This window comes from Arthrobacter sp. B3I9, assembly GCF_030816935.1.
Taxonomy (GTDB): Bacteria; Actinomycetota; Actinomycetes; order Actinomycetales; family Micrococcaceae; genus Arthrobacter.
Genome location: NZ_JAUSYO010000001.1, coordinates 3,792,943 through 3,818,440, shown reverse-complemented (window position 1 = coordinate 3,818,440; position 25,498 = coordinate 3,792,943). Strand labels below are relative to the sequence as shown.

At 66.0% G+C, this 25,498-nt stretch carries 26 protein-coding genes and 1 tRNA gene; 13 read left to right on the top strand and 14 right to left on the bottom strand.

Annotated elements, in window-relative coordinates; translation table 11 throughout:
* Position 1 precedes the first annotated feature (1 nt).
* From QFZ65_RS17625 to QFZ65_RS17595, 7 genes are all read left to right on the top strand, one after another.
* Positions 2 to 985 carry an NAD(P)H-quinone oxidoreductase gene (locus tag QFZ65_RS17625; RefSeq protein ID WP_306912039.1) on the top strand — a complete coding sequence of 328 codons (984 nt, stop codon included), beginning with the start codon at positions 2 to 4 and terminating at the stop codon, positions 983 to 985.
* Positions 986 to 1,135: 150 nt separating this feature from the next.
* Positions 1,136 to 1,672, top strand: coding sequence for a PadR family transcriptional regulator (locus QFZ65_RS17620; protein WP_306912038.1), 537 nt, complete (start codon positions 1,136 to 1,138; stop codon positions 1,670 to 1,672).
* A gap of 159 nt (positions 1,673 to 1,831) precedes the next feature.
* Complete coding sequence (locus QFZ65_RS17615) at positions 1,832 to 4,132, top strand: carbon starvation CstA family protein (RefSeq protein WP_306912037.1); 2,301 nt, start codon at positions 1,832 to 1,834, stop codon at positions 4,130 to 4,132.
* A gap of 13 nt (positions 4,133 to 4,145) precedes the next feature.
* Positions 4,146 to 4,337 (top strand): YbdD/YjiX family protein, encoded by a 192-nt coding sequence (locus tag QFZ65_RS17610; RefSeq protein WP_306912036.1) that lies wholly within the window; start codon positions 4,146 to 4,148, stop codon positions 4,335 to 4,337.
* A gap of 275 nt (positions 4,338 to 4,612) precedes the next feature.
* A complete protein-coding gene (locus QFZ65_RS17605) occupies positions 4,613 to 5,080 on the top strand; it encodes a bacterial proteasome activator family protein (protein WP_373427615.1) in 468 nt (155 codons plus the stop codon).
* A 7-nt stretch (positions 5,081 to 5,087) separates the two neighbouring features.
* Complete coding sequence (locus QFZ65_RS17600) at positions 5,088 to 5,543, top strand: hypothetical protein (RefSeq protein ID WP_306912034.1); 456 nt, start codon at positions 5,088 to 5,090, stop codon at positions 5,541 to 5,543.
* 172 nt (positions 5,544 to 5,715) lie between these two features.
* Positions 5,716 to 6,561: an aldo/keto reductase gene (locus QFZ65_RS17595; protein WP_306912033.1), complete on the top strand. Its 846-nt coding sequence runs from the start codon at positions 5,716 to 5,718 to the stop codon at positions 6,559 to 6,561.
* A gap of 141 nt (positions 6,562 to 6,702) precedes the next feature.
* On the opposite strand, the gene QFZ65_RS17590 is transcribed toward QFZ65_RS17595, so the two are convergent.
* The 4 genes from QFZ65_RS17590 to QFZ65_RS17575 all read right to left on the bottom strand — a co-directional run bounded on the left by QFZ65_RS17590 (position 6,703) and on the right by QFZ65_RS17575 (position 8,881).
* Entirely contained in the window at positions 6,703 to 6,882 is a 180-nt protein-coding gene (locus tag QFZ65_RS17590; RefSeq protein WP_306912032.1) for a hypothetical protein, read from the bottom strand.
* 39 nt (positions 6,883 to 6,921) lie between these two features.
* Entirely contained in the window at positions 6,922 to 7,965 is a 1,044-nt protein-coding gene (locus QFZ65_RS17585) for a hypothetical protein (RefSeq protein ID WP_306912031.1), read from the bottom strand.
* 203 nt (positions 7,966 to 8,168) lie between these two features.
* On the bottom strand, positions 8,169 to 8,324 hold the full coding sequence (locus QFZ65_RS17580; RefSeq protein ID WP_306912030.1) for a hypothetical protein: 156 nt from the start codon (positions 8,322 to 8,324) through the stop codon (positions 8,169 to 8,171).
* Positions 8,325 to 8,623: 299 nt separating this feature from the next.
* Entirely contained in the window at positions 8,624 to 8,881 is a 258-nt protein-coding gene (locus QFZ65_RS17575; RefSeq protein WP_306912029.1) for a hypothetical protein, read from the bottom strand.
* Between the two features lie 242 nt (positions 8,882 to 9,123).
* Between QFZ65_RS17575 and QFZ65_RS17570 the strand changes: the two genes are divergently transcribed.
* Positions 9,124 to 9,837, top strand: a complete 714-nt coding sequence (locus QFZ65_RS17570) for a TetR/AcrR family transcriptional regulator C-terminal domain-containing protein (RefSeq protein WP_306912028.1) — start codon at positions 9,124 to 9,126, stop codon at positions 9,835 to 9,837.
* A 593-nt stretch (positions 9,838 to 10,430) separates the two neighbouring features.
* Positions 10,431 to 10,943, top strand: a complete 513-nt coding sequence (locus tag QFZ65_RS17565; RefSeq protein ID WP_306912027.1) for a hypothetical protein — start codon at positions 10,431 to 10,433, stop codon at positions 10,941 to 10,943.
* Positions 10,944 to 11,017: 74 nt separating this feature from the next.
* Here QFZ65_RS17565 and QFZ65_RS17560 read toward each other — a convergent pair whose 3' ends face one another.
* The 3 genes from QFZ65_RS17560 to QFZ65_RS17550 form a co-directional block, all read right to left on the bottom strand.
* Entirely contained in the window at positions 11,018 to 12,184 is a 1,167-nt protein-coding gene (locus tag QFZ65_RS17560; protein ID WP_306912026.1) for a cytochrome P450, read from the bottom strand.
* Between the two features lie 175 nt (positions 12,185 to 12,359).
* The gene (locus QFZ65_RS17555; RefSeq protein ID WP_306912025.1) at positions 12,360 to 13,625 is read right to left on the bottom strand and encodes a LysM peptidoglycan-binding domain-containing protein; all 1,266 of its coding nucleotides are present in this window, start codon (positions 13,623 to 13,625) and stop codon (positions 12,360 to 12,362) included.
* A 261-nt stretch (positions 13,626 to 13,886) separates the two neighbouring features.
* Positions 13,887 to 15,344: an aminotransferase class I/II-fold pyridoxal phosphate-dependent enzyme gene (locus QFZ65_RS17550; protein WP_306912024.1), complete on the bottom strand. Its 1,458-nt coding sequence runs from the start codon at positions 15,342 to 15,344 to the stop codon at positions 13,887 to 13,889.
* Between the two features lie 746 nt (positions 15,345 to 16,090).
* On the opposite strand from QFZ65_RS17550, the gene QFZ65_RS17545 reads away from it, so the two are divergent.
* Positions 16,091 to 17,053 carry a hypothetical protein gene (locus tag QFZ65_RS17545; protein ID WP_306912023.1) on the top strand — a complete coding sequence of 321 codons (963 nt, stop codon included), beginning with the start codon at positions 16,091 to 16,093 and terminating at the stop codon, positions 17,051 to 17,053.
* A gap of 57 nt (positions 17,054 to 17,110) precedes the next feature.
* On the opposite strand, the gene QFZ65_RS17540 is transcribed toward QFZ65_RS17545, so the two are convergent.
* From QFZ65_RS17540 to tmk, 5 genes are all read right to left on the bottom strand, one after another.
* Positions 17,111 to 17,395, bottom strand: a complete 285-nt coding sequence (locus tag QFZ65_RS17540) for a hypothetical protein (protein WP_306912022.1) — start codon at positions 17,393 to 17,395, stop codon at positions 17,111 to 17,113.
* A gap of 260 nt (positions 17,396 to 17,655) precedes the next feature.
* Positions 17,656 to 17,728: transfer RNA gene (locus tag QFZ65_RS17535), tRNA-Thr, on the bottom strand.
* A gap of 160 nt (positions 17,729 to 17,888) precedes the next feature.
* Positions 17,889 to 19,457 carry an alpha/beta hydrolase gene (locus tag QFZ65_RS17530; RefSeq protein WP_306912021.1) on the bottom strand — a complete coding sequence of 523 codons (1,569 nt, stop codon included), beginning with the start codon at positions 19,455 to 19,457 and terminating at the stop codon, positions 17,889 to 17,891.
* Positions 19,458 to 19,538: 81 nt separating this feature from the next.
* Positions 19,539 to 20,681: a DNA polymerase III subunit delta' gene (locus QFZ65_RS17525; RefSeq protein ID WP_306912020.1), complete on the bottom strand. Its 1,143-nt coding sequence runs from the start codon at positions 20,679 to 20,681 to the stop codon at positions 19,539 to 19,541.
* Positions 20,678 to 21,334 (bottom strand): dTMP kinase, encoded by a 657-nt coding sequence (gene tmk / locus QFZ65_RS17520; protein WP_306912019.1) that lies wholly within the window; start codon positions 21,332 to 21,334, stop codon positions 20,678 to 20,680. Before tmk ends, QFZ65_RS17525 begins: the two co-directional genes overlap by 4 nt.
* 88 nt (positions 21,335 to 21,422) lie before the next feature.
* On the opposite strand from tmk, the gene QFZ65_RS17515 reads away from it, so the two are divergent.
* Both QFZ65_RS17515 and QFZ65_RS17510 read left to right on the top strand, forming a co-directional pair.
* Positions 21,423 to 22,607 (top strand): PLP-dependent aspartate aminotransferase family protein, encoded by a 1,185-nt coding sequence (locus QFZ65_RS17515; protein ID WP_306912018.1) that lies wholly within the window; start codon positions 21,423 to 21,425, stop codon positions 22,605 to 22,607.
* A 9-nt stretch (positions 22,608 to 22,616) separates the two neighbouring features.
* Positions 22,617 to 22,973, top strand: coding sequence for a DUF2516 family protein (locus QFZ65_RS17510; RefSeq protein ID WP_306912017.1), 357 nt, complete (start codon positions 22,617 to 22,619; stop codon positions 22,971 to 22,973).
* 32 nt (positions 22,974 to 23,005) lie between these two features.
* Here QFZ65_RS17510 and QFZ65_RS17505 read toward each other — a convergent pair whose 3' ends face one another.
* Positions 23,006 to 23,872 (bottom strand): class I SAM-dependent methyltransferase, encoded by an 867-nt coding sequence (locus tag QFZ65_RS17505; RefSeq protein ID WP_306912016.1) that lies wholly within the window; start codon positions 23,870 to 23,872, stop codon positions 23,006 to 23,008.
* A 92-nt stretch (positions 23,873 to 23,964) separates the two neighbouring features.
* Between QFZ65_RS17505 and QFZ65_RS17500 the strand changes: the two genes are divergently transcribed.
* Positions 23,965 to 24,711, top strand: a complete 747-nt coding sequence (locus tag QFZ65_RS17500) for a phosphoglyceromutase (RefSeq protein WP_306912015.1) — start codon at positions 23,965 to 23,967, stop codon at positions 24,709 to 24,711.
* A 98-nt stretch (positions 24,712 to 24,809) separates the two neighbouring features.
* Here the strand turns inward: QFZ65_RS17500 and phoU are convergent, their stop codons facing one another.
* Entirely contained in the window at positions 24,810 to 25,472 is a 663-nt protein-coding gene (phoU, locus tag QFZ65_RS17495) for a phosphate signaling complex protein PhoU (RefSeq protein WP_306912014.1), read from the bottom strand.
* Positions 25,473 to 25,498: the final 26 nt, after the last annotated feature.

Below are 25,498 nucleotides of genomic sequence, written 5' to 3'. Positions count from 1 at the left end.
CATGAAGGCTGTCTATATCTCCGAGCCCGGCGGTCCCGAGGCCCTGGTAGTGCGCCAAGTCCCGTCCCCGGAGCCCGGCCCGGGCGAAGTGCTCATCGACGTCGTCGCGGCGGGGCTTAACCGCGCCGACGTCCAGCAGCGCAAGGGCCACTACCCGCCCCCGCCCGGCGCTTCGGAAATCCCCGGCCTGGAAGTGTCCGGCCGCATTGCCGGCTTCGGGCCAGGCGTGGCGAAGCCTTTCTCGGTGGGGGACAAGGTGGTAGCACTGCTGGCCGGGGGCGGGTACGCGCAGCAGGTGGCAGTTCCGGCCGGGCAGGTCCTGAAGGTTCCCGAGGGCGTCGATCTTGTCACGGCTGCCTCCCTCCCGGAGGTCGCAGCTACCGTCTATTCCAACCTGATCATGACAGCGCAGCTGCAACCGGGCGAGACAGTCCTCATCCACGGAGCCACCGGCGGGATCGGCACCATGGCCATCCAGCTTGCGAAGGCCGTCGGTGCAGTGGTGGCGACGACCGCGGGGACGGCCGAGAAAGTCAGCACGGCGAAGGCCTTCCTCGGCGCCGACATCGCCATCAACTATGCCGAGGAGGACTTTCCCGAAAGCCTTCGCGCACAAAACGGCGGCAAAGGCGCGGACGTCATCCTCGACGTCGTCGGCGCCAAGTACCTCAGCGGGAATGTAGACGCCCTCGCCGACTACGGCAGGCTCGTCGTCATCGGGCTGCAGGGCGGAGCAAAAGCAGAGCTGGACCTCGGCCAGCTGCTCCGCAAGCGTGCCGCCATCATTGCCACGGCACTCCGGCCGCGGCCGGTAGAAGAAAAGACCGTGATTATGAATGCGGTCCGCGATGCCGTGTGGCCGCTTCTGGCCGACGGCCGCATCCGGCCGCTCGTGGCAAAGACGTTCCCGCTGGACCAGGTCCAGGCCGCACACCGCTACTTCGACTCCGGCGACCACGTGGGCAAGATCCTCCTCGTGATGTAGGCGGCCACCAAGCACCTCAAGGAATATGCCGTTACCGGAATACTCCTTTTGCTTCGGGCCCCGGCCTGGCGATAGGGTGAGTTCCATACGCGGTATACACGCGTCTTGGGGCGCGTGTATGCTGTGGTCCCCGCTACCTCCGGGAGCATCATGTCGATCCGTCATAGCCTCCTCGCAATGCTGCAGGACCGCCCCCGCTACGGCTATCAGCTCAAGAACGAGTTCGAGGACCGCACCGGGGCTTCCTGGCCACTGAACATCGGGCAGGTCTACACCACGCTGGACCGGCTGGAACGCGACGGCCTGGTACGCAAAGAGGGCGCCGACGGCGAAGGCCACGTGGTCTATCGGATCACCGCTGAGGGGCGAACCGAAGTCAGCGGCTGGTTTACGTCTCCAGTTTCGCGCGCCGTGCCCTCGCGGAATGAACTCGCCATCAAACTCGCCCTCGGGCTGACTGTGCCCGGCGTCGACGTCGGCGCCATTATCCAGGCCCAGCGCGGAGTATCGATAAAGGCCCTGCAGGACTACACCAGGGCCCGGCGCGAGACGGCAGCGCAGGCTCGCCCTGCTGATACGGCACGGCTCCTGGTCCTGGACTCCCTCATCTTCCAGACCGAGGCCGAAGTCCGCTGGCTCGATCTCTGCGAGGCCCGGCTGATGCAGCTGGCCAACCCGCCGCGCTAGCCACTCTCGGCGGGTTGAGCCGCCGTTCACCGCCACCTTCGAACCGCCCGGCGCACCGCTACCGCGAAGCGACGACCGTGCATACCGCCGCTTGGTAAGGTGCCTTGGGGCGGATCCGTTAATTGGATCCTGTCCAGCTAGGTTTCTCAAGGAGGAGACGTGGGCACATTGCCAGAAGGCACGCCAAAAAACTTACAGGTTGCGGACGGCATCGAGCCGGATCCGGCGTTGCCGCCAACATTCGTGGACGACTCCGTCCGCGAGGCTGAAGAGCGCAGATGGACGCCGGCCAGAATCGCCACCTGGGTGGCAATTTCCCTGCTGGGCGCCGTGGCCTGGTTCATGCTCGCGATCGTCCGCGGTGAAACCGTCAACGCGATCTGGTTCGTTTTTGCAGCCGTCTGCACCTACCTGATCGGCTACCGCTTCTACTCCAAGTTCATTGAGCGCTACCTCCTCCGGCCGAACGACCGCCGCGCCACCCCGGCTGAATACAAGGCCGACGGCAAGGACTACGTCCGTACGGACCGAAACGTTCTTTTTGGCCACCACTTCGCCGCCATCGCCGGCGCCGGCCCGCTCGTGGGCCCGATCATCGCTGCCCAGATGGGGTACCTCCCGGGCACCATCTGGATCATCATCGGCGTCGTGCTGGCCGGTGCCGTCCAGGACTACCTGGTCATGTTCTTCTCCATGCGCCGTGGCGGACGTTCCCTGGGCCAGATGGCCCGCGAGGAACTCGGCGTGATCGGCGGAACTGCCGCGCTGATCGCCACGCTGCTGATCATGGTCATTATTGTCGCGATCCTGGCCCTCGTGGTCGTGAACGCCCTGGCCGAGAGCCCCTGGGGTGTCTTCTCCGTCGGCATGACCATCCCGATCGCCCTTTTCATGGGCGTCTACCTGCGCTTCCTCCGGCCCGGAAAAATCATGGAAGTCTCCCTGATCGGCTTTGCCCTGCTGATGGCTGCGATCATCGGCGGCGGCGCCGTGGCGAGCACCGGGTGGGGTACCGAGCTCTTCACCCTCGACAAGGTCACCCTGGCCTGGGCCCTCATCATCTACGGTTTCATCGCCGCAATCCTGCCGGTCTGGCTCCTGCTAGCCCCCCGTGACTACCTCTCGACCTTCATGAAGATCGGCGTCATCGTGATGCTGGCGCTGGCCGTCGTCGTGGTCCGCCCGGAAGTCTCCGTCCCGGCCTTCAGCGAATTCGCCAGCAGGGACAACGGTCCGGTCCTCTCCGGCTCGCTGTTTCCGTTCCTGTTCGTCACCATCGCCTGCGGTGCCCTCTCCGGATTCCACGCGCTGATCTCCTCGGGTACGACGCCGAAACTGATCGAGAAGGAGCGCCAGACCCGCTTCATCGGCTACGGCGGAATGTTGATGGAGTCCTTTGTTGCGATCATGGCCTTGGTTGCCGCGATCTCCATCGACCGCGGACTGTACTTCGCCATGAACGCACCCGCTGCCCTGACCGGCGGCACCGTGGAGACGGCGGCCGCGTGGGTCAACAGCCTGGGTCTGTCCGGCGTCAACGTCAGCCCGAGCGATCTGGCCGAGACGGCCGCCAACGTCGGCGAGGAGAGCATCATCTCGCGTACCGGCGGCGCACCCACCCTGGCCGTCGGACTTGCGCACATCATGCAGCAGTTCATCGGCGGCACCGCAATGATGAGCTTCTGGTACCACTTCGCGATCATGTTCGAGGCCTTGTTCATCTTGACCGCCGTCGACGCCGGCACCCGGGTGGCCCGCTTCATGCTGCAGGACTCGATCGGGAACTTCGTGCCGAAGTTCAAGGAAGCTTCCTGGCGGCCCGGGGCCTGGCTGGCCACGGCCGTCATGGTGGGCGCCTGGGGTGCCGTGCTGATCATGGGCGTGACCGACCCTCTGGGCGGCATCAACACCCTGTTCCCGCTGTTCGGCATCGCCAACCAGCTGCTCGCGGCAATTGCGCTGGCCGTCTGCCTTGCCATCGTGGCAAAGCGGGGCACCTTCAAGTACCTTTGGATCGTGGCCCTGCCGCTGACTTTCGCGGCGGTGGTCACCATTACGGCCAGCTACCAGAAGATTTTCTCCCCCACTCCGGCGGTCGGCTACTTCGCCAACAACGCGGCGTTCGCCAAGGCCCTCGCGGAAGGGAAGACGTCCTTCGGCACGGCCAAGACCGTTCCGGCCATGGAGGCCGTGGTCCGCAACACCGCCATCCAGGGCTGGCTCTCGGTCATCTTCGTGGTTCTCAGCATCATCGTCATCGCGACGGCATTGCTGACCACGTACAAGGCGTTCCGCAATGCCAGGGCTGGTGTGCCCAGCACGGACCATGAGGACCCCGCCCTTGCGTCCCGCGTTTTCGCCCCGGCGGGCCCGGTGCCCACCGCGTCCGAGCGCGAGCTCCTGGCCGAGTGGAACAAGCTCCCGGCGGACAAGCGGTTCGAAAGGGCCGGGCACCACTGATGCGGAGCCGGGCATGAATGCGGTGATGGCAGGCTTCCGGGGCTTCGCCCGCTATCTGGGCGGAGTCATGGGAGCCGATGCTTACGCCAAGTACCTGGAGCACCATGCCAGCTCGGGTCATGCGGGCCCGCCCTTGACCGAGCGCGAGTTCTGGCGGGACCAGACGGACCGCCAGGACAGCAACCCGCAGGGCCGGTGCTGCTGAGGCGGCTGGCCGGGTCCCGGCTGCCGGCTCATGAGAGTATGAAGCCATGAGCGATCCCAACGCCACCCAGTCTGCCGAAGACGTCCCCGTCGAGGGCACCCCCCTCGACGGGGCCACGGCTCCGGAACCCGCCCGCGGGGGAGGCCGGGCAGCCGGCCCCCGCCGTGCAAGCCCACCGGCCGGGACCACCGAGCCACTCCGACGGCCTGCAGCCAGAACCTCCCCGCCCCAAGGGCAGCCAGCTGCAGGACCTTGTGGATGAGCCTGCAAAAGTCATGCGGATTGGAACCATGATGAAGCAGCTGCTGGACGAGGTGAAGTCTGCGCCGCTGGACGACGCCGCGCGGGCCCGGCTTGCCGAGATCCATGAGCGCTCGCTGAAGGAACTCGAGGACGGCCTCGCGCCCGAGCTCGTGGAGGAACTCGAACGGATAAGCCTCCCGTTCACCGAGGACACCACACCTTCGGACGCCGAATTGCGGATCGCGCAGGCCCAGCTCGTCGGCTGGCTGGAAGGCCTCTTCCACGGCATCCAGACGGCGCTCGCGGCGCAGCACGCAGCGAGGGAGCACGCCGCCCAGCGCCAGCTCCGGGAGCTGCCCCCCGGAACGGTGATCGCGCCGGGCGTCATCATCGGTGAGAACGGTGAACCCCAGCGGGCAGGGGCGCCCAGATCCGGCACGGACAGGACCCCGCTACCGGAATCCGCAGATCCGGACCACGGTCCCGGCCAGTACCTCTAGGCGAACCTTGGGATTCTTCCGTACCGCCCGGCAGGGAAAGAGGGACGACGCCGAGCTGGGCAAGGGACTCTGGCGGCGGGCGAACGACCGCTTTACCCGCGGCCTGGACCGCTACCACCAGGTCCTGGACGGCGTGGACGACGACGCGCTCTACGCCGAACTAGTGGAGATCGCCAACGAACTGTTCGAACTGGCGGCACGCGTCCGGGCCATTTGCGTCGAGGCCCAAAGGCGGTCACCCAGCGACGGCCTTGACATTCCCGGCGCATTGGCCGGCGTCCACCGCTCCCTGTCCACCGCGGGCAACTCACTGGCCACAACGGCCGAGGCGGCCGCTATGCTCCGGCTGGCGGTCGGTCCCGTGCCCGCCGGCGCAGAATCGGTCCGGCGGCGCGCCGAGGCCGTGCAGGAGCACGTCCGCGACGCTGAACGGCGCCTGAATGAAGCCCCGGCGGGGAACTGAAGGCCGCGGGGAACTGAGGGCCGCGGCGAGCTGAGGCTGCGGCGAGCTGAGGTCCCGGGGCCGGTGAGCCGGGGCTGAGGCCGCAAAGTGGGGCCGGTATTCCCGATTACGCGGCTAGCTTAGATCCGCTCCCGCTGTGGCCGGACCACTCCGAAGTTGGCAGGATGGACGGATGACATCTTCTCCTGAACTGACTTTCAATGACGGCAACACCATTCCCCAGCTCGGCTACGGGGTGTGGCAGGTTGAAGACGACGTAGCCGAAAAGGTGGTTGTCCAGGCGTTCGAAGCAGGCTACCGCCACATTGACACCGCAAAGATCTACGGCAACGAGGCCGGCGTGGGCCGCGCCATTGAGCGCTCCGGGCTCACCCCAGAGGAAATCTTTATCACCACCAAGCTGTGGAACGCGGACCAGGGCTACGAGTCGACCTTGGCGGCATTCGAATCCTCGATGGAACGACTCGGCCTTGAGACCCTGGACCTGTACCTGATCCACTGGATGCAGCCGAAGCAGGACAAGTACCTGGACACCTGGAAGGCCCTCATCGAGCTCCAGAAGCAGGGGCGCGTGAAGTCGATCGGCGTCTCCAACTTCACGAAGGAAGGCCTGCAGCGTCTGATCGACGAGACCGGCGTTGTGCCGGCCATCCACCAGATCGAACTGCACCCCTTCTTCAACCAGGCCGAGCTGCGTGAATTCAACGCCTCCAAGGGCATCCTGACCGAGGCATGGTCGCCGCTGGGCCAGGGCGGTGAGCTGCTGGAGAGCGCCGTGATCGCCCAGATCGCGGCGAAGCACAGCGTCACGCCGGCGCAGGTTGTCATCGCGTGGCACCTCGCCATCGGCAACGTGGTCATCCCCAAGTCCGTGACCGAGTCACGGATCCGGGAAAACTACGCCGCCCTGGACGTCACGCTGGACGAAACGGACATCCAGGCCATCAACGGCCTGGACAACTCCGCCGAGGGTGCCGGGCGCATCGGTGCGGACCCGGCAGTGGCCGACTTCGCTTAAAGCCAGTCCGCGGTCCGGCCGCCGGCTTTTATCCGTCGCTGAACCGGACCACACCAGGGCCTTCACCCATGCCGGGTGGAGGCCCTCGTTGTTGGGCCGACCATCCTGGCCCGAGCCGGGCTCAGGCCGGCCCAGACGTGGTCAGGCTGCTTTCTGGCGCTGCGCGCCGGGCACGGCGTCGATGATCGCCCAGCCCTCTTCATCGGCCGCACGCCGGCTGGCGAAGCGTTCCGCTGCACGGGCGTCGTCGAATGTCTCGGTGCGGATGCGGCCGCAGTCGGTATCCAGATAGGTCACTTCGAAGTACGGGTTCGTTTCCATGCTTCAAGTGTGCAACTGGCCTCCGACAGTATTCGTTCGCTAGTCCGGCGTGTTGCCAAGCCGGAGGATCCGTTCGCGGGCCAAGTCCTCTTTCCGCCGGGCCCGGTCCGCGGCGCGGATTGCCTGCTGGGCCTGGGCCGTCAACAGCTCCTGCCGCTTGCGCGACGACTTGAGGTCCAGCTCCGTCTGTTCCAGCTGCTTCCGCAGGGATCGGGCCTCCTCGGCCAGTTCCGTCGCCAGAGACGTTGTCTCGTCCAGTTCCTGCCCGTACCGGAGTGCCTCCTCCGTCGCTTCCCGGGCGAAGTCCTCGGCCTCGGCGAACGCGGAACGGGCCCTTTCGATCACCGAGGGCGGTGCCGCACGGGGCGCCTCGCGCACCGCCCGCAGCCGCGGCTGCACGGGCTCGTCCTCAGCCCGCGCAGCCTCCTGCGTTGTCTTCTGCGCCGTCTTCTGTGCGGCCTGCTTCGGAACCGCGGGTTTGCGCCGCGAGACCAAAGGGGAGGTGCCGGTCGGGAACTCGTCGACCGCAGCCGGGCCGGCGGCAGACGGCAGTGCCACGGCGCCGGCGAGTTCGACGACGTCGACGCCGTCGGCAGAGAGGCTCCGGAGCAGGCGACCGCTCCGGGCGGCGGCGGCAGCGCCTTCGTCAGCTGTGGCGGCGCGCAGGGTCTCCTCCACTTCGGTGGCTATCGCACCGCTGATCTTCCTGCCCTGCTGTTCGGCGACGGTTTGGGCAACCCGGACGGCGTTTGCAAGGAGCTCACGGCGCTGCTGGGACAGGCGGCGGAGCTCGACGGCGTCCAGAGCCGACTGCGCGGCGCGCATGCTGTGCCCCAGCGAGGCTAGCTCGGTGAGGGTCTCGGGCTGGTGCACCGCAAGCATGTTCACGGTCCATGCCGCCACGGATGGTTTAGGCAGCGAACGCACGTCGGCCGCAAGGGACCGGTGCTCCTTCGCCCCCGAGCCCGTGCCCGGCGGGGCGGCCGCCACCTTCTTCGCGGCGGCCGTCCTTGCCGCTACAAAATCGTCGAACGGCACAGCGTAAAGCCGTGCCGCAATATCCGCCAGCTCCAGCTCTCCCATGCATGAATCATAGAAGGCGCAGCCGGGTGCCCGCTCGGGACTAGGAGGTAGTGCCCCGCCCGGGGCGCCGTGAATGAACTGCGGGTGTCCGCCGTCGTGCTCGTCAGCGAGGTGGGCTGCGGAGGACTGTCAGCGCGGAGGCCGCCTTGGAGACAGCCGTACGGGCACGGTCTCTTCACAGAGGCCGTGCCCGCAGTGTCGTCTCAGCTGTTGCCGGCGTACACGATGCTGTCGGGGTCTTGCTGGCTTGCAGGGGCGTCAGCGAGTCCCTGGGGCGAGAGGTCCAGATCTTCCACGCCGAGGCGTTCTCCAGGAGCGGCTCCAGGGAACCCTGGGATCGGGGCGATGTGATGGGTCATTTGTGGCCATTCTCTTGTCGGGGGCATGCCGCTGCCGGCCTGCGGTTCTCAATCGATACTGTTTCTTGCACTGCTCGGGCACTGATCGCGGCAAGGAAAGCTGCAGTCGTGGCCAAGACGCGCGAGTCGCCGCATCCCGCGCAGCTGACCGCGGCGGCAAGGGTTTTCTGGAGCAGATCCAGCGTGGTGACGGCGTCGGCGAGGAGGTGCTGGTCGGTGTCGCAGGTGGCGCACCAGGGGCGAGGGCCTCGGGGCTGGTGGGCGTTCCGGGGCAGGTATGTGCTTGCCGTGACGGCCAGTCAGACCAGTCCCAAGTAGCTCGTCATGATGTAGTCGGCTGCGGCGGGGCCCTTCATGCGGAGGCCGGTGCCTTTTGGTTTGATGTGGTGCGCTCTCATGGCTGCCCAGAACTCGTCCTCAGGACCCGGCACTGCCTGGCTGACGAAACACCAGCTGGTGTAAAGGCCGTAGAGACGGTTGCGGCCCAGGGCGCGGTCGGAGGCGGGGTCGTGGGCGGTGGCTTCCTGCAGGAACCGGTCGAACTGAGAATACGCCATGGCTGGCTCTTTCCTCGCGGTGCATTTCGTGCCGCCGTGTGGCTACAGCAGCTAAAGTTCCATCGCCGTGCACGGGGCGGAGAAACGGGCATCCGGATTGCCACAACCCTGCGGCTCCGGAATGATGCGGCGTCGGAAAACGATCTTCCCTACGTTGTAGACTGTAGGCGTAGACTACACAATTAGCAACCCCGCTTACCTTGTTGGAAAGGCGGGTTTACCGGCTCTTCAGAATGGATCCCATGTCGCCCGTAGAGAACCCGGTGCCCCTCTTGGCCGGTGGTACGAAGCAGCGGCTTAGCCGGGACCTTGTGCTGTCCGCAGCCCTGGCACTCGTAGATGCCGAAGGGCTCGACGCCCTCACCATGCGCCGTCTGGGGCAGGAGCTCGGCCGGGATCCGATGAGCCTGTACCGCTACGCCGAAAACCGCGCCGCGCTGCTGGACGGCGTCTCGGAGCTTGTCTTCAACGAACTAGCAATCGTCCCGGATGACCCGGACTGGCAGGTCCAGCTCCGGCGTATCGCCCACGATCTGCGCCGGCTGGCGCTCCGGCACCCCAATGTTGTACCCCTGCTGGTGACCCGGCCTCTGTCCACGCCCCTGGGCCTCCGCCCACTGGGGACCCTGCGGCCCCTGGAACAAATCCTGGCCCTGCTGATCGATGCGGGTTTTGCCCCGGCTGACGCCCTCCATGTCTACCGCGCCTACTACGGGTATCTGTACGGCCATATCCTCAACGAACTGCAGGAGTTCGTCGTGGACCCGGACGAGCACGAGGCCCTGCTCCGTCTGGGCCTCCACCGGTTGCCGGCAAAGGACTTCCCCCGCCTGCGCGCCCTCGCACCGGTCCTCGCCGATTATGACGGGATGGCCGAACTGGATGAAGGCATCACCATCCTGTTGTCGGGGTTAGCCTCCCGCCTCTCGCTCCCGAGTTGCCCGACCGGGAGCTGACCAAACCGGTCTCCGATACGGGGCGCGAGGGTGGCCCGGTGCCGGATGAATACCAGCCGCGAGTTGTCAGGATCGAGCCCCAAAACAAGCCAGAAAAAACAGGTACTTGCCTCTCTATTGTGGTTCTGACCTCGTCCTGTACCCTGAGCCCATCGCGTCAGCCAGCGTGCGCGAGGGGGATCATTGCACCGGCCTTTCCGCGACTCGGGCCGCCCGCGCTAATCACCCCTTGCCGCTTCCGGACGAGTAGCTACAGGCCGCACCGGCCCGGATCCTGCACGAGGACAGGGGCCGGTCGGCGCCGGAGCGCGCCTCCCAAATCCCGGGAAACGGACCGGTGAAACGAACGGGGACAAACTTATGCAGCGACGAATCACAAAGACGGCCATAATCCTGATGTCTATTGCGGCCTTGCCGGCTGCGGGACAGGCAGTGGCGGCACCGGCACTGCAAGCAGCACCGGCTCGGCAACGGCGTCGGCTACGGCGGCGGCCGCTCAGACCCCCACGCCCACCCCAGCGAAAAACTACACCAATGCAGACCTGACAGGTCTGATCTCCACCCTGAAGGATGCCCAGGGACAGCCGCTGACCGTGATCCCGGCTGCACAGATCGACCAGGGGATCATCAAGGCCAAGGAACTCCTCAAAACCGCCGTCTTCACCCCGGAGGCCTGCAAGGTCGTCGCCGACAGCAGCGCGCAGGTCCCGGACGGCAGCACGTACGCGGCGGGCACCAGCGTCTCCGCAACTGACAAGACGACAACTGTGATCACGGTCATCGCCCTTAAGGATGCCAAGGCCATGGCCGACCAGCTGAAAGCATCCGAGGCAACGGCCGCACAGTGCCGGACGTTTACCGTGGAAGCGGCCGGACAGAAGATCACCACCGAGACGACGCCCATTGACGCCGCGACCAACGGGGACGAGTCCTTTGCTGCCCTTACAAAGCAAAGCCTCGGCACTGGTCAAGCCCAGTCAGCACTTACAGTCACCGGCATTAAAGGCAACATGGCCGTCACTGCCGTGAAGACAGGCCCGGGGGTCACCGAATACGCCTCCGCTGAGCTCACCCAGCTGCTCAACGCGGTCCTCGCCAACGGCTGACGCTGGCCCGGCCGTCCGGGCTTCCCGTACGGTGGGCACCGGCGCCCACCGGCGGGAGGCCTGGGCCCGTGGGGTCACGCAGCCTGCCAACTGACCGGGATCTCTTTCAGGCCGTAGATTATGGTGCTTTCCATGCGCTCGAGGCGCGATCCGGCGGCGAGGGTCAGACCTGGCAGGCGGGACAGCACGGCCCCGAGGGCGATTCTGGCTTCGAGCCTGGCGAGCGGGGCTCCGAGGCAGAAGTGGATGCCTTGGCCGAAAGCGAGATGGCGGTTGGGCGAACGCTGGATATCAAAGCGCTCAGGCCGCTCGAACTGCCGCTCGTCCCGGTTCGCGGAGCCGATCCAAGCCACCACCGGGGAACCGGCAGGGATCGGGCGGCTACCGAGTGTGGTGTCCGTAGCTGTCACCCGGTACATGGACTGGACCGGCGAACGGTAGCGCAGCACCTCTTCGATGGCCTGCGGCAGCAGCGACGGGTCGGCTGCGAGCCGTTCGATGGTCTCCGGCGCTTCGGTGAAGCTAAGCACCGCGTTGCCGATGAGGTTGGTGGTTGTCTCGTTGCCGGCGACGAGCAACAAGCTGCAGAATCCCAGCAGTTCGGCCACGCTCAGTTTTTGGCCCTCGATCTCGGCTGCCAACAGGCTGCTGATCAGGTCGTTGCCCGGGCGGCTTCGGCGCTGTTCGATCATGGCGAGGAAATACTCGGTCATTTCCCGGTTGGTGGCGCGGTGGTCGACGTTCTCGGCGCCTGTCCGCGTTTGGCTGACGATGACGTCGGACCACTGTTTGAAGCGGTTCCGGTCCTCGGCCGGGATGCCCATGAGCTCCGCGATCACGATCACCGGCAGCGGGTAGGCCAACGCCTCGATCAGGTCGGCTCTGCCGGTGGATACGATTACGTCCAGCATCTCGTCGGCGAGGGCCGAGATCCGCGGAGCCAGCGCGTCCACGGCCTTTGGCGTGAACGCCTGCGTGACGAGGGAGCGCAGTTGACGGTGCCGCGGCGGATCAGTGGAGATCAGGCTTGCCGCGAACAGCTGCCCCGTCTCGGAGGGATCATCTGGCACCATCTTCGAAGAAAACGCGGCGTGTTCGGTAAGTACCCGCTGCACGTCTTCGTACCCGAAAACATGCCAGCTCCCGGACTGCTCATCGTGGAAGACGGGGGCGCTTTCCCGCATCCTCTCGTAGTGCGGGAAGGGGTTCAGCGGATGCTCGTCGTCCAGTACGAAATCCATCGCTGGCCTCTCTGCTCAGCCCGGCGGTCTTTCGGCCCTGGCCGACGCGTCGGGGCGACTGGCCCAAGCGGCCCGTCAGGGCTCGAGCTTATCCAAGTGGCTTCGAGCTGTCAGTAGGTGAGCAGAGACCAGACCAGCCTTTTGCGCGCTGAGTCGGCCCGGATCCTACAACCGGCTAGCGGAACGACTTCTGGTGCCGCAGGACGGAAGCAACGTAATCCTTGGTGTCCTCGTACATGCCCCTGCTCATCACGGAATACTGGCCCTGGTAGTAGCTTGCAATGGCGATCTCCTTGCTCGGGCTGGTGCTGACCAGCGCCGAGATGATGGCGACGCCTGCGGTGACGTTGTCCTGCGCCTTACGCAGATCCAGCGGGCGGCCGACGAGTTGCGAGGCCCATTCGCCGGAGGTCGGCATGACCTGCATGGTGCCGACCGCGCCCGCAGACGACGTTACGTTCTGCCGGAAGCTGGACTCCTGCATGGCGAACGCCAGCGCCAGGGACGGATCCACCTTCATGCGTCGCGCGGTAGCGGTCACCATGGCTTTCAGCTGGGCTACTGACGGCGACGACGACGGCGCTGCTGGAGCAGGTGCCGGGGCGGCTGTGGTCTTCCCGGTGAGAATGATCTTCTGTCCGGGATAGATGATGGTCCGCAGATTCATACCGTTGGCGGCCAGGACGGCCGCGAGGCTGACACCGTTGCTGGCCGCGATCCGGGAGAGCGTGTCGCCGGACTTGACCACGTAAGACGTCGTGGAGGCTGGTTTCGCAACGGGCTTGGGTGCGGGTTTTGCAACCGGCTTAGGTGCGGGCTTGGCCACCGGTTTCGGCGCGGGTTTTGCAACCGGCTTGGGTGCCGGCTTGGCCACCGGTTTCGGCGCGGGTTTTGCAACCGGCTTGGGAGCCGGTGCTGCGGCGGCCGCCAGACGGATCTTTTGACCCGGGTAGATGATGGTCCCGGCGCTCATGTTGTTGGCCGCGAAGATGGACGCGAGGCTTACCCGATGCAGGGCGGCGATCGCGCTGAGCGTGTCGCCGGGCTTGACAGTGTGGGTCGCCGCGGCCGGCGTGGCCGCCGGCTTCGACGGGGCAGGTTTGGCGGCCGGCGTCGTGGCAATCGGTTTGGGTGCGGGCTTGGCAACCGGCTTGGTGGCCGCCTGGAGCTTGATCTTTTGTCCAGGATAGATGATGGTCCGGGCGCTCATGTTGTTGGCCGCGAAGATGGACGCGAGGCTAACGCCGTGCCGGGCGGCGATCCCGCCCAGAGTGTCTCCGGAGCGGACGGTGTAGGTCGCCGGGGCGGCGACCTTGAGGGGCGCATAGACGGCCGCGGGCGTGGCGGCGCTGGCCGTGCCGCCGAACATCGTGGACAGGACAACCGCGGACATAGCCCCAGCGGTAACGGCGGCGCCAAGACGCCGGGTGGGCTTACTCATGAACTTCCTCAAACTGGGGGCGGTTCCGCGGATGCTCTCCGCGGAACCAAGGCGGTGGACAAGACCGTCGGTCGAAGTCGGCGCCAGCTCGGGGTCCTTCAGCATCACTGCACGAATGGAAGCGGGCGGCCTATCTGTCACTATCGGCCGGACCGGCCCGCATGTAATCAATACGGAAGGTCAAGGCCAATGAAAAAGGCCCACCCCCTGGAAATCTTCTATCTCCAGGGGGTGAGCCATAGCCGGGGCGGGACTTGCCCGCTACTTGAGGACCCGGATTGTCTCCAAGGACGGGTCCGCCGGGTCAGGGAGGACCATGCCTGCCTTCAGTCCTGTCTCGAGGTAGTCGATGACAGCGGCATTGATCCGCTCGCCGGGAAGGATCACAGGAATTCCCGGCGGGTACGGGGTAATCTGCTCGGCGCCCACCCGGCCCACCGCTTCCCGGGCCGGGACGTCCTCAAACTGTCCAAAGAACGCATCCCGCGGCAGGACCACACTCTCCAGCTCAAGGCCCGTCGGATCCGGAAGATCCACCGGGGGAGGGGAGGGCAACGTCGGAGCTGCCTCCACCAGCGCCTTCAGCGCCTCCAGCAGGCGCGCGGCCGTGGCGTCGTCGTCGGCCATTGAGAGTGTCGCCATGATCCGCCGGTGGTCGCTGAGGCCCATGTCGAGCCGCTGGTGTTCGCGCAGCCAGTCCGCTGCCTGATAGCCGCTGATGCCCAGGCCGGACAGATCCATCAGGATCTGCATCCGGTCGAGGTCGTGGGAGGACTCTGCGGCGAGCAGCTCATCTTCGAGCACATGGATGCCAGGCAGTGTGTCGATGTCGGCGCGCAGCCGGCGGGCGAGGCCTAGGGCGTTGCCCAGCAGTTTAGTTCCGTGCTGGACCATCTGGCGGCGCCATCCGTCGATGGCCGAATACAGGATCGTATTCGGGCTGGTGGTCATCAGCAGATCCGCGCAGGCCGACAGATGTGCCGGATCCACCAGGTCGCCCTGGAGGTGGTAGACGGATCCCTGCTCGAACCCGGCGCCCATCTTGTGCACGCTGACCACGCAGATGTCGGCTCCGGCGCTCATGGCCCAGGTGGGCAGGCCTTCATGGAAAGGCAGATGGGCGCCCCAGGCCTCATCAACGATCAGCGGCTTGCCGCGGTCGTGGCAGATCTTCGCGATCGCTTCGATGTCCGCGCAGGTCCCGTAAGGTGTGGGGCTGACGATCAGGACTCCGGCGGCGTCCGGATACTTTTCCCACATCTCCTCGACGTCGGCCGGTGCCGGCGGATGGGCCAGGTGCAGTTCCGGATCCCAGCGCGGCCGGATCCAGCGCGGCTGGATCCCGGAGAAAATGAGGCCGGCGGTAATCGATTTGTGGGCGTCCCGGCTCACCAGAAGATCACCTTTGCCGGCTGCGACGGCGAGAACCGCGGCCTTGACCGAGAGGGAACTGCCGCAGGTGGAGAAGAACGCCTGCTCCGCGCCCACGGCCTCCGCCATGAGCTGCTCCGCTTTCTTCAGGTACCCGCCGGAGGACGAGCGGTCGTCCAGACCTGCGGATGCCAGTACGTCCGAGCGGAACGTCTGTTCCCCTAGGACCTCGCGGACGCGGGGATCGGCGCCACGGCCCTGCCGGTGCGCGGGCGGCGTGAATCCATAGCGGTCCAACCGGTGATAGTCGGCCAGGGCCTCTACCAAGGGTGCTTCATTCTGGTCCATCGCGCTCTCTCTTCCGGTCCGTTGACGGGGGCAGGTTCGCCGTCGGCCTCCAGTGCCGGGTGCCGCGGACGCATCCACGCACCGGCCGCTCCCCGGCCTCCGTGCAGTGATCGCCGTCGTTGGCCGGCGCCGGACCTACGCCCGGTTCTTCCCGCTCCCCGCTGTCAACATAATACTAAGCATACTTATGACCCAGAACACGCATTGAGGGTCTTCCTGGCGCTCGTCTGTGCTCCATCGACGGGGCGGCTTCGATGAGGATCCGTGTGCAGTCAATAGTGTTGGTGATGTTGGCCCATTCGACGTCGGCATGGGCGCCTTCTTCGGCGGGATTGCCACCGCGAGGGTGTTCAGCACGTCGACGCTTCCCCGGATACGGGCCCGCTCGTGGGTGAGGTCGCATCGCCCACCATCGCTGTGCCTGAGATGACTCCGAAGTTCCAGCCGAGTTCCTCCAAGGCAGAGCGCGACGATCGAGGTGGTCATGGAATCGCCCAGGGTCGCGGCGCTGACGCCGGCAAGTAGGAGGGTGGTACCGGAAGCGATGGCCATGGCCGTCCTGCCGATCCGGTCCACCAGGATCCCAACAGAACTTTGTCGTCGCGAGTCCGCGACTAGTGACAGACAGAGTAACGTGATTTACGACGCAGGGCCGGATAAATCCGGCTCCTACAGCGGCCGGTCTCGCCGCCCCTGGCTTCACAGCCTCCAATAAAACCGCGACATATTTTCCGGGGAGAAACCCCATGAAGAAGACCCTGCTCGCGTTGCCCACGGCAATCGCCCTGATGTTCGCCGCCCCGATGGCCGCAACAGCGACGACAGCGATCACCAACAGCAGCAACGACAACAGCAGCAGCAGCACTAGTAGCAACAACGACAACGGTGGCATCAACAGCAGCCCCGGCAATGGCAACGGGGGCGGCAACGGGAACGGCGGCGGGCATAATGGCGGCGGGAACGGGAACGGCGGCGGGCATAACGGCGGCGGCAACGGGAACGGCGGCGGGCATAACGGCGGCGGCAACGGGAACGGCGACAACAACGACAACAACAAGAAGCCGCCGGCCGCGGCATGCCAGCCCGGCACGCCGAAACCTGCCAACAAGTACCCAGGTGTGCTCGTTGTAGCAACCAGTTTCGAAGCCGGAACCCTCGAGAGATTCATTGCCAGCACGTCGGGCACCGGGACTGCCTCTGTCAGCTCACGCGAGCACCATTCGGGGCGCTGCGCGGCCTTCTTAAAAGTCACGGATGACCCCGGCTCGGTAGCCAAGATATCAGCGACTCTGCCCGCGGGCTCTTCGGGTGGCTACGCCGACGGTTGGTTTAACATCACGACGGCCGGCAATGTAGGAAACAACGTCCCGTATTTCCGTTTCTTCAATGGTGCTACCCGTGTGGCTGATGTTTTTCGGGACAACCGCAACGGCCAGCTGTGGCTGCGCGTAACGTCACCTTCGGGCGCTTTCGGATACACCAATCTTGGGCAGGCGGTACAGCTCGGCTCCTGGCACCGGATGGTGATGCATGTGGAGGCCAACGGTGCCGCCTCCACCATCGAGGTCTGGTTCGACGGCCGCCTCCTCTACTCCAGCAACCATGTCAGCACCGGGTTCAAGATGCTGAACCGGGTGCAACTGGGGGCGGAACACCCTCGGCAGGTGGGCGACAGCTATATCGACGATGTAATTATCAAAGCTTCCTGACGGTCGAAGGGAAGGACGATCCGTAGCAGCGGGTTGTCAACGAAAACCGTGGATCCCCTACCTGGGCTCGACGGTCGGAGGACCCATTTCCGTGAAGCCCGTCTGCAGGGACATCAGGGTTATGCCGACTGCGGCAACCAGGAGCACCGCTGCCAGCACGATGGCGATGACGCGGTTCCGGCCGGGCGCCTCACGGAGGGCCATGACCAGGCCGGCTGCCGAGAGCACCGCGGATACGCCCGTCATTGGGAATACCGGGATGAGCATGGCTGCCGCCGCTGCGATCAGAAGATAGGTCGAGACCGGAACGCGGCCGGGCTTGGGGGTTACCAGGGGTTGCATGATCTGTCTGCTCCCGTTCCGCCGTTCCAGTAGCCGAACAACCGAAGGCACGGGTACGCAGACTGGACATCCCAGCCACCCACGCCATAGTAGAAGGCCCGTCGTCCCGCGATTCTAGCCGAGACGCCACTTCGAATACCTAGGAGTACTGTCGTCAAAGTGTGCCCAAGGAGTGCCGTGGCCTCACACGTCCGTCACACCGCAACAAACAAAAACCCCGTATCCTCGCTGAAGCAGCGGAAATACGGGGTTTTTCTGTGAGCTTCCTGCCAGAATCGAACTGGCGACCTTCTCATTACGAGTGAGACGCTCTACCAACTGAGCTAAGGAAGCAACCGCATGCAACCCGGAGAACCGGGCGGATCATGCAAGAGATAACTGTAATAGAGTTCCAGCACCCGGGTCAAAATGAGCGGCGATAGTCGCCCGACAGTACCCGGCAGGTGCGGTCAGCATCCCTGCCAGGACCGGAGCCAGACGTCAGGCGACCGGCTCAGCAGACGGTGTTGTCCGCAGGAGTCTTGCCGTCCACCAAGTAACTGTCCACGGCGCTGCGGATGCAATCGTTGGAACGTCCGTAGGCCGTGTGGCCCTCGCCCTTCCAGGTCAGCAGGGAGGCCGTGCCGAGCTGCTTGCGCAACGAGCTGGCCCACTCCACGGGCGTGGCAGGATCTCCCGTGGTCCCGATGACGACGATATCGGCAGAACCCTTGTACTCCACGGGTGCTGGCGTCCGGGTGCTCTTGTAAGGCCAACCCTTGCAGTTGCTCCCGCTGTAAGCGAAGTAGTAGCCCAGCGTCGGGGCGACCTGGCGGAGCGCCTGCTCATCAGCGCGCATCGCGGCGGTGTCCGTCGCCATGGGGTGGTCCAGGCAGTTGATGGCGTTGAACGCGAACGTGCTGTTCGAGGAGTAGGTGCCGTTGGGCTGCCTGTCCGCGTTGAAGTCGGCCAGCCGCTGCATCTGCGTCGGGTCGCCCTTCATGATCTGCGCGAGGGCCTGGGTAAGGATCGGCCAGTTGGAGTCGTTATAGAGCGGCACGATAATGCCGGTCACCACCATCGACGCCGAGACAGTACGGCCGTCCCGGGCCTGCAGCGGGTTCTTCTCCACTGAAGCAACAAGGTCGCTGATCTGCTGCAGGCCGTCGTCGACGCTCCCGCTCAGTGGGCAGCCGGTCCCCTGTTGGCAACGCTGCACATAGGCATGCAAGGCTTTTTCGAAGGCCTTGGCCTGTCCGCTGGTTAGTTCCTCGAAGCTGATCGAGGGATCGAGGGCACCGTCCAGGACCATGCGGCCGACGTTGTCCGGGAACAGGGAGGCATATGTGGAGCCGAGGAACGTTCCATACGAGTAGCCGAGGTAGTTCAGCTTGGTGTCGTTGACCGCGGCCCGCAGGACGTCGAGGTCCTTGGCCGCGCTGACGGTGTCGACGTGGCCCAGGATGGGGCCGGTCTTTTCGACGCATTTGTCCGCGATGACCTTATTGTCCGACAAGGCCTCCGCCAGGCCCGGGTCGGTGTTCAGGGCATAGATCTTGGCGCCGAAGGCATCGCGTTCCGCATCCGAGAGGCAGGTTACCGGAGCGGAACGCTTCACGCCCCGGGGGTCGAAGCCGACGACGTCAAAATTCGCGCGGACCTTGTCCGAAATGTTGGTAGTCGCTGCATCCCTGACGAAGTCGTATCCTGAGCCGCCTGGCCCGCCGGGGTTAACAAGCAGGCTGCCCTTTTTTGCGCCCTTGGTGGGAAGCTTGATGGCGGCGATTTCGATGCTCTCCCCGTCAGGCTTGCCGTAGTCCAGCGGCACCTTGATCTTCGCGCACTGGAAGTCGCTCTCACACTGCGCCCAGTTGACCTGCTGGGAGTAGAAGCTGCGGAGCTCGGCTGGTGCTGCCGCTGCGATACCCGGATCGGGCTGCCCCTGGTTGGCGTCCTTGGACCCGCCTTCCCCGCCGAGGAGGCTGCACGAGGCGAGCACCGCGGCGAGGGCCAAGGCGCCGGCAGCTCGCACCGCGACCGCTAAGGACCGGAATCTGGCGGGCACGGGTCGTGCTGACTTCATGCGGTTCTCCTCATTGGTTTGGATTGCAGCAGCGTTGCCGGCCGTGTAGGTCCGGGGCGGACGGGTGCGGCACGGGCAACATCAGATGAGGCTGCTGGCCATGGACTCGATGGCCAGCAGCGGAGCAACGTTGGTGGTTGTGATTCTTTGGCGCGCCGTGTTGATGGCGTCCATCCGGGCGAGGGTGGTGTCTGCAGTGGAATGCCGTGCAAACTCTTCAAGCTCGCTCCTGAGTTCAACGTTGACGAGTTCCACCGCGTTCCCCATCTGGATGATGAGAACATCCCGGTAAAAGGACAACAGGTCCGTCAGCGTCCGGTCAAGGGAGTCCGTCACCGAACGTTTGGCGCGGCGTTTCTGGTCGTCCTCGAGCTGTTTCACCTGGGCGCGCATGGCCGGGGGCAGGGTGCCGCTCTCGGGTGCGCCGAGGGTGGCGAGCAAGGCGGCCTTTTCTGCGGCGTCACGCTCGTCGTTGGAGCTGTTGGCTTCCTCGGTGGCAATCTTGACGAGCTTGTCCGCCATCATCACGGCTGCTGTGACGCCGCGAAGACCGAGCGGAAACCGCACCGTGTCCAGCCGGCGCTGCCGCGCGTCGGGGTCCCGGGCCAAGCGCCGGGCTATGCCGACATGGCTTTGCGCCGCTCGGGCCGCACGTTCCGCCACGGCAGGATCCACGCCGTCGCGCTTTACCAGCAGGGCCGCGACGTCGGCGGCGGGCGGCAGCCGGAGGGCAACCGCCCGGCACCGCGAGCGGATGGTCACGAGGACGTCGGCCGGAGACGGCGCGCAGAGCATCCACACGGTGCGGGGCGTTGGTTCCTCGATGGCTTTGAGCAGCACGTTGGTGGTGCGTTCGGCCATCCGGTCGGCATCCTCGACGACGATGATGCGCCACCGGGCCGAGGACGGCCGGTTACCGGCTGTGGCCACCAACTCACGGGCCTCGTCGATAGTGATGGTGACCTTTTCGGTGCGCACGAAGGCCACATCCGAGTGCGTTTCGCCAAGGATGGTCAGGCACGCGGCACAGTGACCGCAGCCGCGCTCGCTGACATCCTCCTGGTCGCAATTCAGCGCCGCGGCAAAGGCCTTTGCCGCGTTGGACCGGCCGGATCCCGGCGGGCCGGTGAAAAGCCAGGCGTGCGTGAGCCCCTCACCCTGGGCGGCCTGGCGCAACTGTGCGACGACGGCGGGCTGGCCCTGGAGGTCATCCCAGACGGTCATCTCGCGACGCTGCCGGACAGTGGGAGCAAGGACTCAACGCGCTCGAGGATCCGTGCGGAAAGTTCCTTGACCGGCAGGTGCGCGGGGAGCACCAAGTATTTCTCCGGGTGGGCGTCGGCAAGGTTGAGGAACGCGGCACGGATGCGCGAGTGGAATTCATCGGCTTCGGATTCCAGCCTGTCCTCGGCGGCATCGCCCGCCGTGCGGCGGCGGCGGCCGACTTCAGGGTCCACGTCCAGGAGCACCGTCAGATGAGGCTGCAGCCCCGACGTTGCCCATTCGTTGATCTCCCGGACGGCATCGGTACCGAGGCCGCGTCCAGCGCCCTGGTAGGCGACCGAGGAGTCGATGTAACGGTCGGTGAGGACGATCTCGCCGCGTTCGAGGGCGGGCCGGATCACCTGGCCGGCGTGGGCGGCCCTGGAAGCCGCGAAGATCAGGGCCTCGGTGTGGGCGTCAATGTGGCCGTGGCCGTGATCCAGCACCAGCGAGCGCAGCTTCTCGCCGATGGGGGTGCCGCCAGGCTCGCGGGTTCGCAGCACCGTGAGGCCCTGCGACTCAAGCGCCTCGGCCAGTTCGGCGGTCTGCGTGGACTTACCGGCACCGTCGCCGCCCTCAAAGGCGATAAACAGTCCGGGGCTCTGGGTGGTCACTTCCCTAGCCTACCGACAATCACCGACACAGTAGAGTGCCCGCGTAACGCCTTGGCCGCCGCGCTTGCCGTCGAAGTACCCTGTCACCATGAGTCTCTCCGAAGAGCAGGCAGCCTCGCTGTCCGCCCAAACTGTCGTGGTGGCGGCCGGCCGTCCCCCGCGCACCCGCGACCAGCCGGTCAACCCGCCGCTCGTGCTGTCCTCCACCTATTTCGGCACCGGACCCCTGGGCGACGGCGACCGCGGCTACGGCCGGTACTCCAACCCCACCTGGGATCCGTTTGAGGAAGCCCTGGCCCAACTCGAAGGCGCCGAGCTGCCAGGGCTGCTGTATGCCTCAGGGCTCGCCGCCGTTAGCTCCGCGTTGTCCCTGGTGCCCGCCGGGGGAGTGCTCGTGATGCCCTCCCACAGCTATGCCGGGTCCCTCGTGATGGCCACGGAACTGGCCGAAAAGGGATTCCTGGAACTGCGGACGGTCGACATCACGGATACCGATGCGGTGCTGGAACAGCTCACGCCGTCCGAGGGAGCAGCAGCCAGCATGCTCTGGCTGGAAAGCCCCACCAACCCGATGCTCGGCGTCGCTGACATCCGCGCGCTGACCACGGCGGCCCACGCCGCAGGTGCCGTCGTCGTCACCGACAACACGTTCTCCACCCCGCTGGTGCAGCAGCCGCTGTCGCTGGGATCCGACGTCGTGCTGCATTCCGTGACCAAGTACCTCTCCGGCCATTCCGACGTCGTGCTGGGCGCGCTCGTGACGTCCGACGCCGGGCTGCGGGCCACGCTGCTGCACCACCGCACCATCCACGGCGGAATCGCCGGACCTTTCGAAGCCTGGCTCGCCCTGCGCGGGCTGCGCACGCTGGCCCTGCGGATTGAGCGGTCACAGGCATCCGCTGCTGTCCTTGCCGAGCGGCTGAGCGCTCATCCAAGGGTTGCCGGCATCCGTTTCCCGGGGTTGGCCTCGGATCCGGGCCACGATCGGGCCAAGGCGCAGATGAAGGGTTTCGGCTCGGTGCTCTGCATCGAAATCGGGGAGTCCGGCGGGCTCAGCGGCGCGGACGCCGCCGACCGCATGGTCCGCGCCCTGCAGCTGTGGCTGCCGGCCACGTCCCTCGGCGGGGTGGAATCACTCATTGAGCGGCGCCGCCGGCACGCTGCGGAGCCGCTGAGCGTGCCGGACAATCTGGTCCGGCTAAGCGTGGGGATCGAAAACGTCGAAGACCTCTGGGCCGACTTGGAGCAGGCCTTGAGTACTCTGGACGGCTAGGCTGGGGCTATGGATGGTCGCGCGCTTATTTACTATGTCGAAACAGGGGTCTATCTTCTCCTGGCCCTGGTAGCCCTGGTCATCGAGGTGTGGGCATTCTTCGACTGCCTCCGGCACAAGGCCCCGGCCTTCGAAGCCGTGTCCAAGCGGACCAAGGCTTTCTGGCTGGGCCTCACCGGTGGCGCCCTGGCCGTGGGCCTGCTCTCAGTACTGGGCGGCGGTGGCGGGGGACTCCTGGGCCCGCTGGGACTGTTCGGTCTCGCAGCGGTGACGGCGGCCTCCGTCTATCTCGCCGACGTCCGCCCCGCTGTCACGGACGCGGGCCGCGGCGGAAACCGCAGCCAAGGACCCTACGGCCCCTGGTGATTCCCGCCCGCCCCCTCAGCTCGCAAGCTCGCTCAGGGAACCCTGCCGGCGTGGGCCCGCGGGGCGACGGCGTCCCAGCCGACGGTCAGTTCACCGAGCCGCCAGCGGGAGGGCCCGTCGTGGACCGGCCAGCCGGCGTCGAGCAGTCCCCGGCACATTGCGGACCAGCGCTGCCGGTTCCCGAACGAGGCCAGCGGTGCCGCCTCCAGCCAGGCCTGGTCCATGGCCTGCAGGTAGGAATGGATTCTTTCGCCGGGCACGTTCCGGTGTATCAGGGCCTTCGGCAGCCGTTCCGCGACGTCGGAGGGCAGGTCAAAACTGCCGAAGCGCATGGACAGGCTCAGGCTTAGCGGCCGCTCGGCGTCGAGGGCCACCCACGTGACGCGGCGGCCGATTTCGTCGCAGGTGCCGTCAATGAACAGGCCAGAGGGCGCCAGCCGGCCCTGCACCAGCCGCCAGATACCCTCAACGTCGGCTTCCTCGTACTGCCGCAGCACGTTAAAGGCACGCACCAGCACCGGCAGGCCCGGGACGGGAAGCTCGAAACCGCCGAGCCGGAAGCTAAGGCCAGGCCGTTCCAGTTCTTTCGCCAACCGCACCCTCTCGGGCTCGATTTCGATGCCGACCACCTGGACTTCCGGGCGGACCACGGAGAGGCGCTCGAACAGTTCGACGGCGGTGGCGGGGGAGGCGCCGTAGCCGAGGTCGACCACGAGGGGATCGGCGGCCGCCCGGAGCCGCCACGCCTGCGGTCCGGCCAACCATCGGTCGAGCCGCCGCATCCTGTTCGGGTTGGTGGTCCCGCGGGTCACGTTGCCCACCGGGCGCCCGCTGCGGACCGCGCCCTGGGGGCCGCTCCGAATTCCAGAGGAACCAACGCGCTCAGCCTTTTGCACCACACGCCCACCCTATCTTGAGCCCGCGCAGGCACCTGTGCCCCACGAATGTAACGCTCGGCACCGTCCCCGACTGCTCCGCTAGGATGAAAACCATGACCTACAAGCTGATTCTGCTGCGCCACGGCCACAGCGAATGGAACGCCAAGAACCTGTTCACCGGCTGGGTGGACGTTGACCTGAACGACCAGGGCCGCACCGAAGCGGTTCGCGGCGGCGAGCTTCTCGTGGAGAACAACATTCTCCCGGACATCCTGTACACCTCCCGCCTGAAGCGGGCCATCAACACGGCTAACCTGGCCCTCGAGACAGCCGACCGGGGCTGGATCGACGTCAAGCGAGACTGGCGCCTCAACGAACGCCACTACGGTGCCTTGCAGGGCAAGGACAAGGCCCAGACCCTCGCCGAGTTCGGCGAGGAGCAGTTCATGCTCTGGCGCCGCTCCTACGACACCCCGCCGCCGCCCCTCGACGACGACTCGGAGTTCTCCCAGGCGGGTGACCCCCGTTACGCCGACCTCGGCGAAGCCATCCCCCGCACCGAGTGCCTCAAAGACGTCCTGGACCGTCTTATGCCGTACTGGGAATCTGACATCAAAGAGGACCTCAAGGCCGGGAAGACTGTCCTGGTCACGGCCCACGGCAACTCGCTGCGGGCCCTGGTCAAGCACCTGGACGGCATCAGCGACGAGGACATCGCCGGCCTGAACATCCCGACCGGCATTCCGCTGGTCTACGACCTGGACGAGAACTTCGCGCCGGTGAAGCCGGGCGGCACGTACCTCGACCCGGAGGCCGCTGCTGCTGCCATCCAGGCCGTGGCCAACCAGGGCAAGAAGTAACAACTTCGATCCACACCACCAGGCAACAACGAGCGGCCGGTCACCCGAGAAGGTGACCGGCCGCCGTCGTACGCCGCGCCCTGCTGCCGGCGCTGGCGTCAGCTGTGCTCGATGCTGTTGGGCTGCCACGCCCCGGTGACCAGGTAAGTCACCTTCTGGGCCACCGAGACCCCGTGGTCCGCGAAGCGCTCAAAGTAGCGGCTGGCCAACGCGACGTCGACCGTGGTGGCGGGGGATTCCTGCCAGTCGTTCCGGGCGATTGCCTTGAAGACGCTCAAGTGGAGATCGTTGACGGCGCTGTTGGCCTTCATGATGTCCCGGGCCACCTCCAGGTCGCGGGTCTCCAGCAGCTCTGTAAGTTTGGTGGCGATCAGCAGGTCCTGCTCGGCAAAGCTGCGGAACGTCTCCTGCAGCGAAGCGGGGATCACGGCCGCGGGGTAACGGAGCCGGGCCAGCTGGGCGAGGTGACGGGCGAGGTCACCCATCCGCTCCAGCGAAGCGCTCATCCGGAGTGAGCCCACGATCATGCGCAGGTCGCTGGCGACCGGGCCCTGCAGCGCCAGGATGTCGATGGCGCGCTCGTCGAGGCTGTTCTGCAGGAAGTCGATCCTGGCATCGGCGGCAATGACGTCCTCGGCGAGGTCGACGTCGGCGCCTTCGAAGGCTGTTACGGCCTTACCGATGGCCTCACTGACCAGCTGGGAAATCTCGACGAGCTGTTCCCCGACCTGGGTAAGCTCTTCCTGAAAAACCTTACGCACGTGTGCGTCCTTTCCTCGGAAATATT

Bases quoted from the DNA above. Each gene is read 5' to 3' on its own strand.
- QFZ65_RS17540 (WP_306912022.1), bottom strand. From the start codon at position 17,395: ATGCAACCCCTGGTAACCCCCAAGCCCGGCCGCGTTCCGGTCTCGACC.
- QFZ65_RS17580 (WP_306912030.1), bottom strand. From the start codon at position 8,324: ATGACCCATCACATCGCCCCGATCCCAGGGTTCCCTGGAGCCGCTCCT.
- QFZ65_RS17620 (WP_306912038.1), top strand. From the start codon at position 1,136: ATGTCGATCCGTCATAGCCTCCTCGCAATGCTGCAGGACCGCCCCCGC.
- QFZ65_RS17595 (WP_306912033.1), top strand. From the start codon at position 5,716: ATGACATCTTCTCCTGAACTGACTTTCAATGACGGCAACACCATTCCC.
- QFZ65_RS17530 (WP_306912021.1), bottom strand. From the start codon at position 19,457: ATGAAGTCAGCACGACCCGTGCCCGCCAGATTCCGGTCCTTAGCGGTC.
- QFZ65_RS17605 (WP_373427615.1), top strand. From the start codon at position 4,613: ATGCGGATTGGAACCATGATGAAGCAGCTGCTGGACGAGGTGAAGTCT.
- QFZ65_RS17555 (WP_306912025.1), bottom strand. From the start codon at position 13,625: ATGAGTAAGCCCACCCGGCGTCTTGGCGCCGCCGTTACCGCTGGGGCT.
- QFZ65_RS17610 (WP_306912036.1), top strand. From the start codon at position 4,146: ATGAATGCGGTGATGGCAGGCTTCCGGGGCTTCGCCCGCTATCTGGGC.
- QFZ65_RS17545 (WP_306912023.1), top strand. From the start codon at position 16,091: ATGAAGAAGACCCTGCTCGCGTTGCCCACGGCAATCGCCCTGATGTTC.
- QFZ65_RS17560 (WP_306912026.1), bottom strand. From the start codon at position 12,184: ATGGATTTCGTACTGGACGACGAGCATCCGCTGAACCCCTTCCCGCAC.
- QFZ65_RS17500 (WP_306912015.1), top strand. From the start codon at position 23,965: ATGACCTACAAGCTGATTCTGCTGCGCCACGGCCACAGCGAATGGAAC.
- QFZ65_RS17570 (WP_306912028.1), top strand. From the start codon at position 9,124: ATGTCGCCCGTAGAGAACCCGGTGCCCCTCTTGGCCGGTGGTACGAAG.
- QFZ65_RS17590 (WP_306912032.1), bottom strand. From the start codon at position 6,882: ATGGAAACGAACCCGTACTTCGAAGTGACCTATCTGGATACCGACTGC.
- QFZ65_RS17515 (WP_306912018.1), top strand. From the start codon at position 21,423: ATGAGTCTCTCCGAAGAGCAGGCAGCCTCGCTGTCCGCCCAAACTGTC.
- QFZ65_RS17625 (WP_306912039.1), top strand. From the start codon at position 2: ATGAAGGCTGTCTATATCTCCGAGCCCGGCGGTCCCGAGGCCCTGGTA.
- QFZ65_RS17510 (WP_306912017.1), top strand. From the start codon at position 22,617: ATGGATGGTCGCGCGCTTATTTACTATGTCGAAACAGGGGTCTATCTT.
- QFZ65_RS17550 (WP_306912024.1), bottom strand. From the start codon at position 15,344: ATGGACCAGAATGAAGCACCCTTGGTAGAGGCCCTGGCCGACTATCAC.
- QFZ65_RS17525 (WP_306912020.1), bottom strand. From the start codon at position 20,681: ATGACCGTCTGGGATGACCTCCAGGGCCAGCCCGCCGTCGTCGCACAG.
- QFZ65_RS17575 (WP_306912029.1), bottom strand. From the start codon at position 8,881: ATGGCGTATTCTCAGTTCGACCGGTTCCTGCAGGAAGCCACCGCCCAC.
- QFZ65_RS17585 (WP_306912031.1), bottom strand. From the start codon at position 7,965: ATGGGAGAGCTGGAGCTGGCGGATATTGCGGCACGGCTTTACGCTGTG.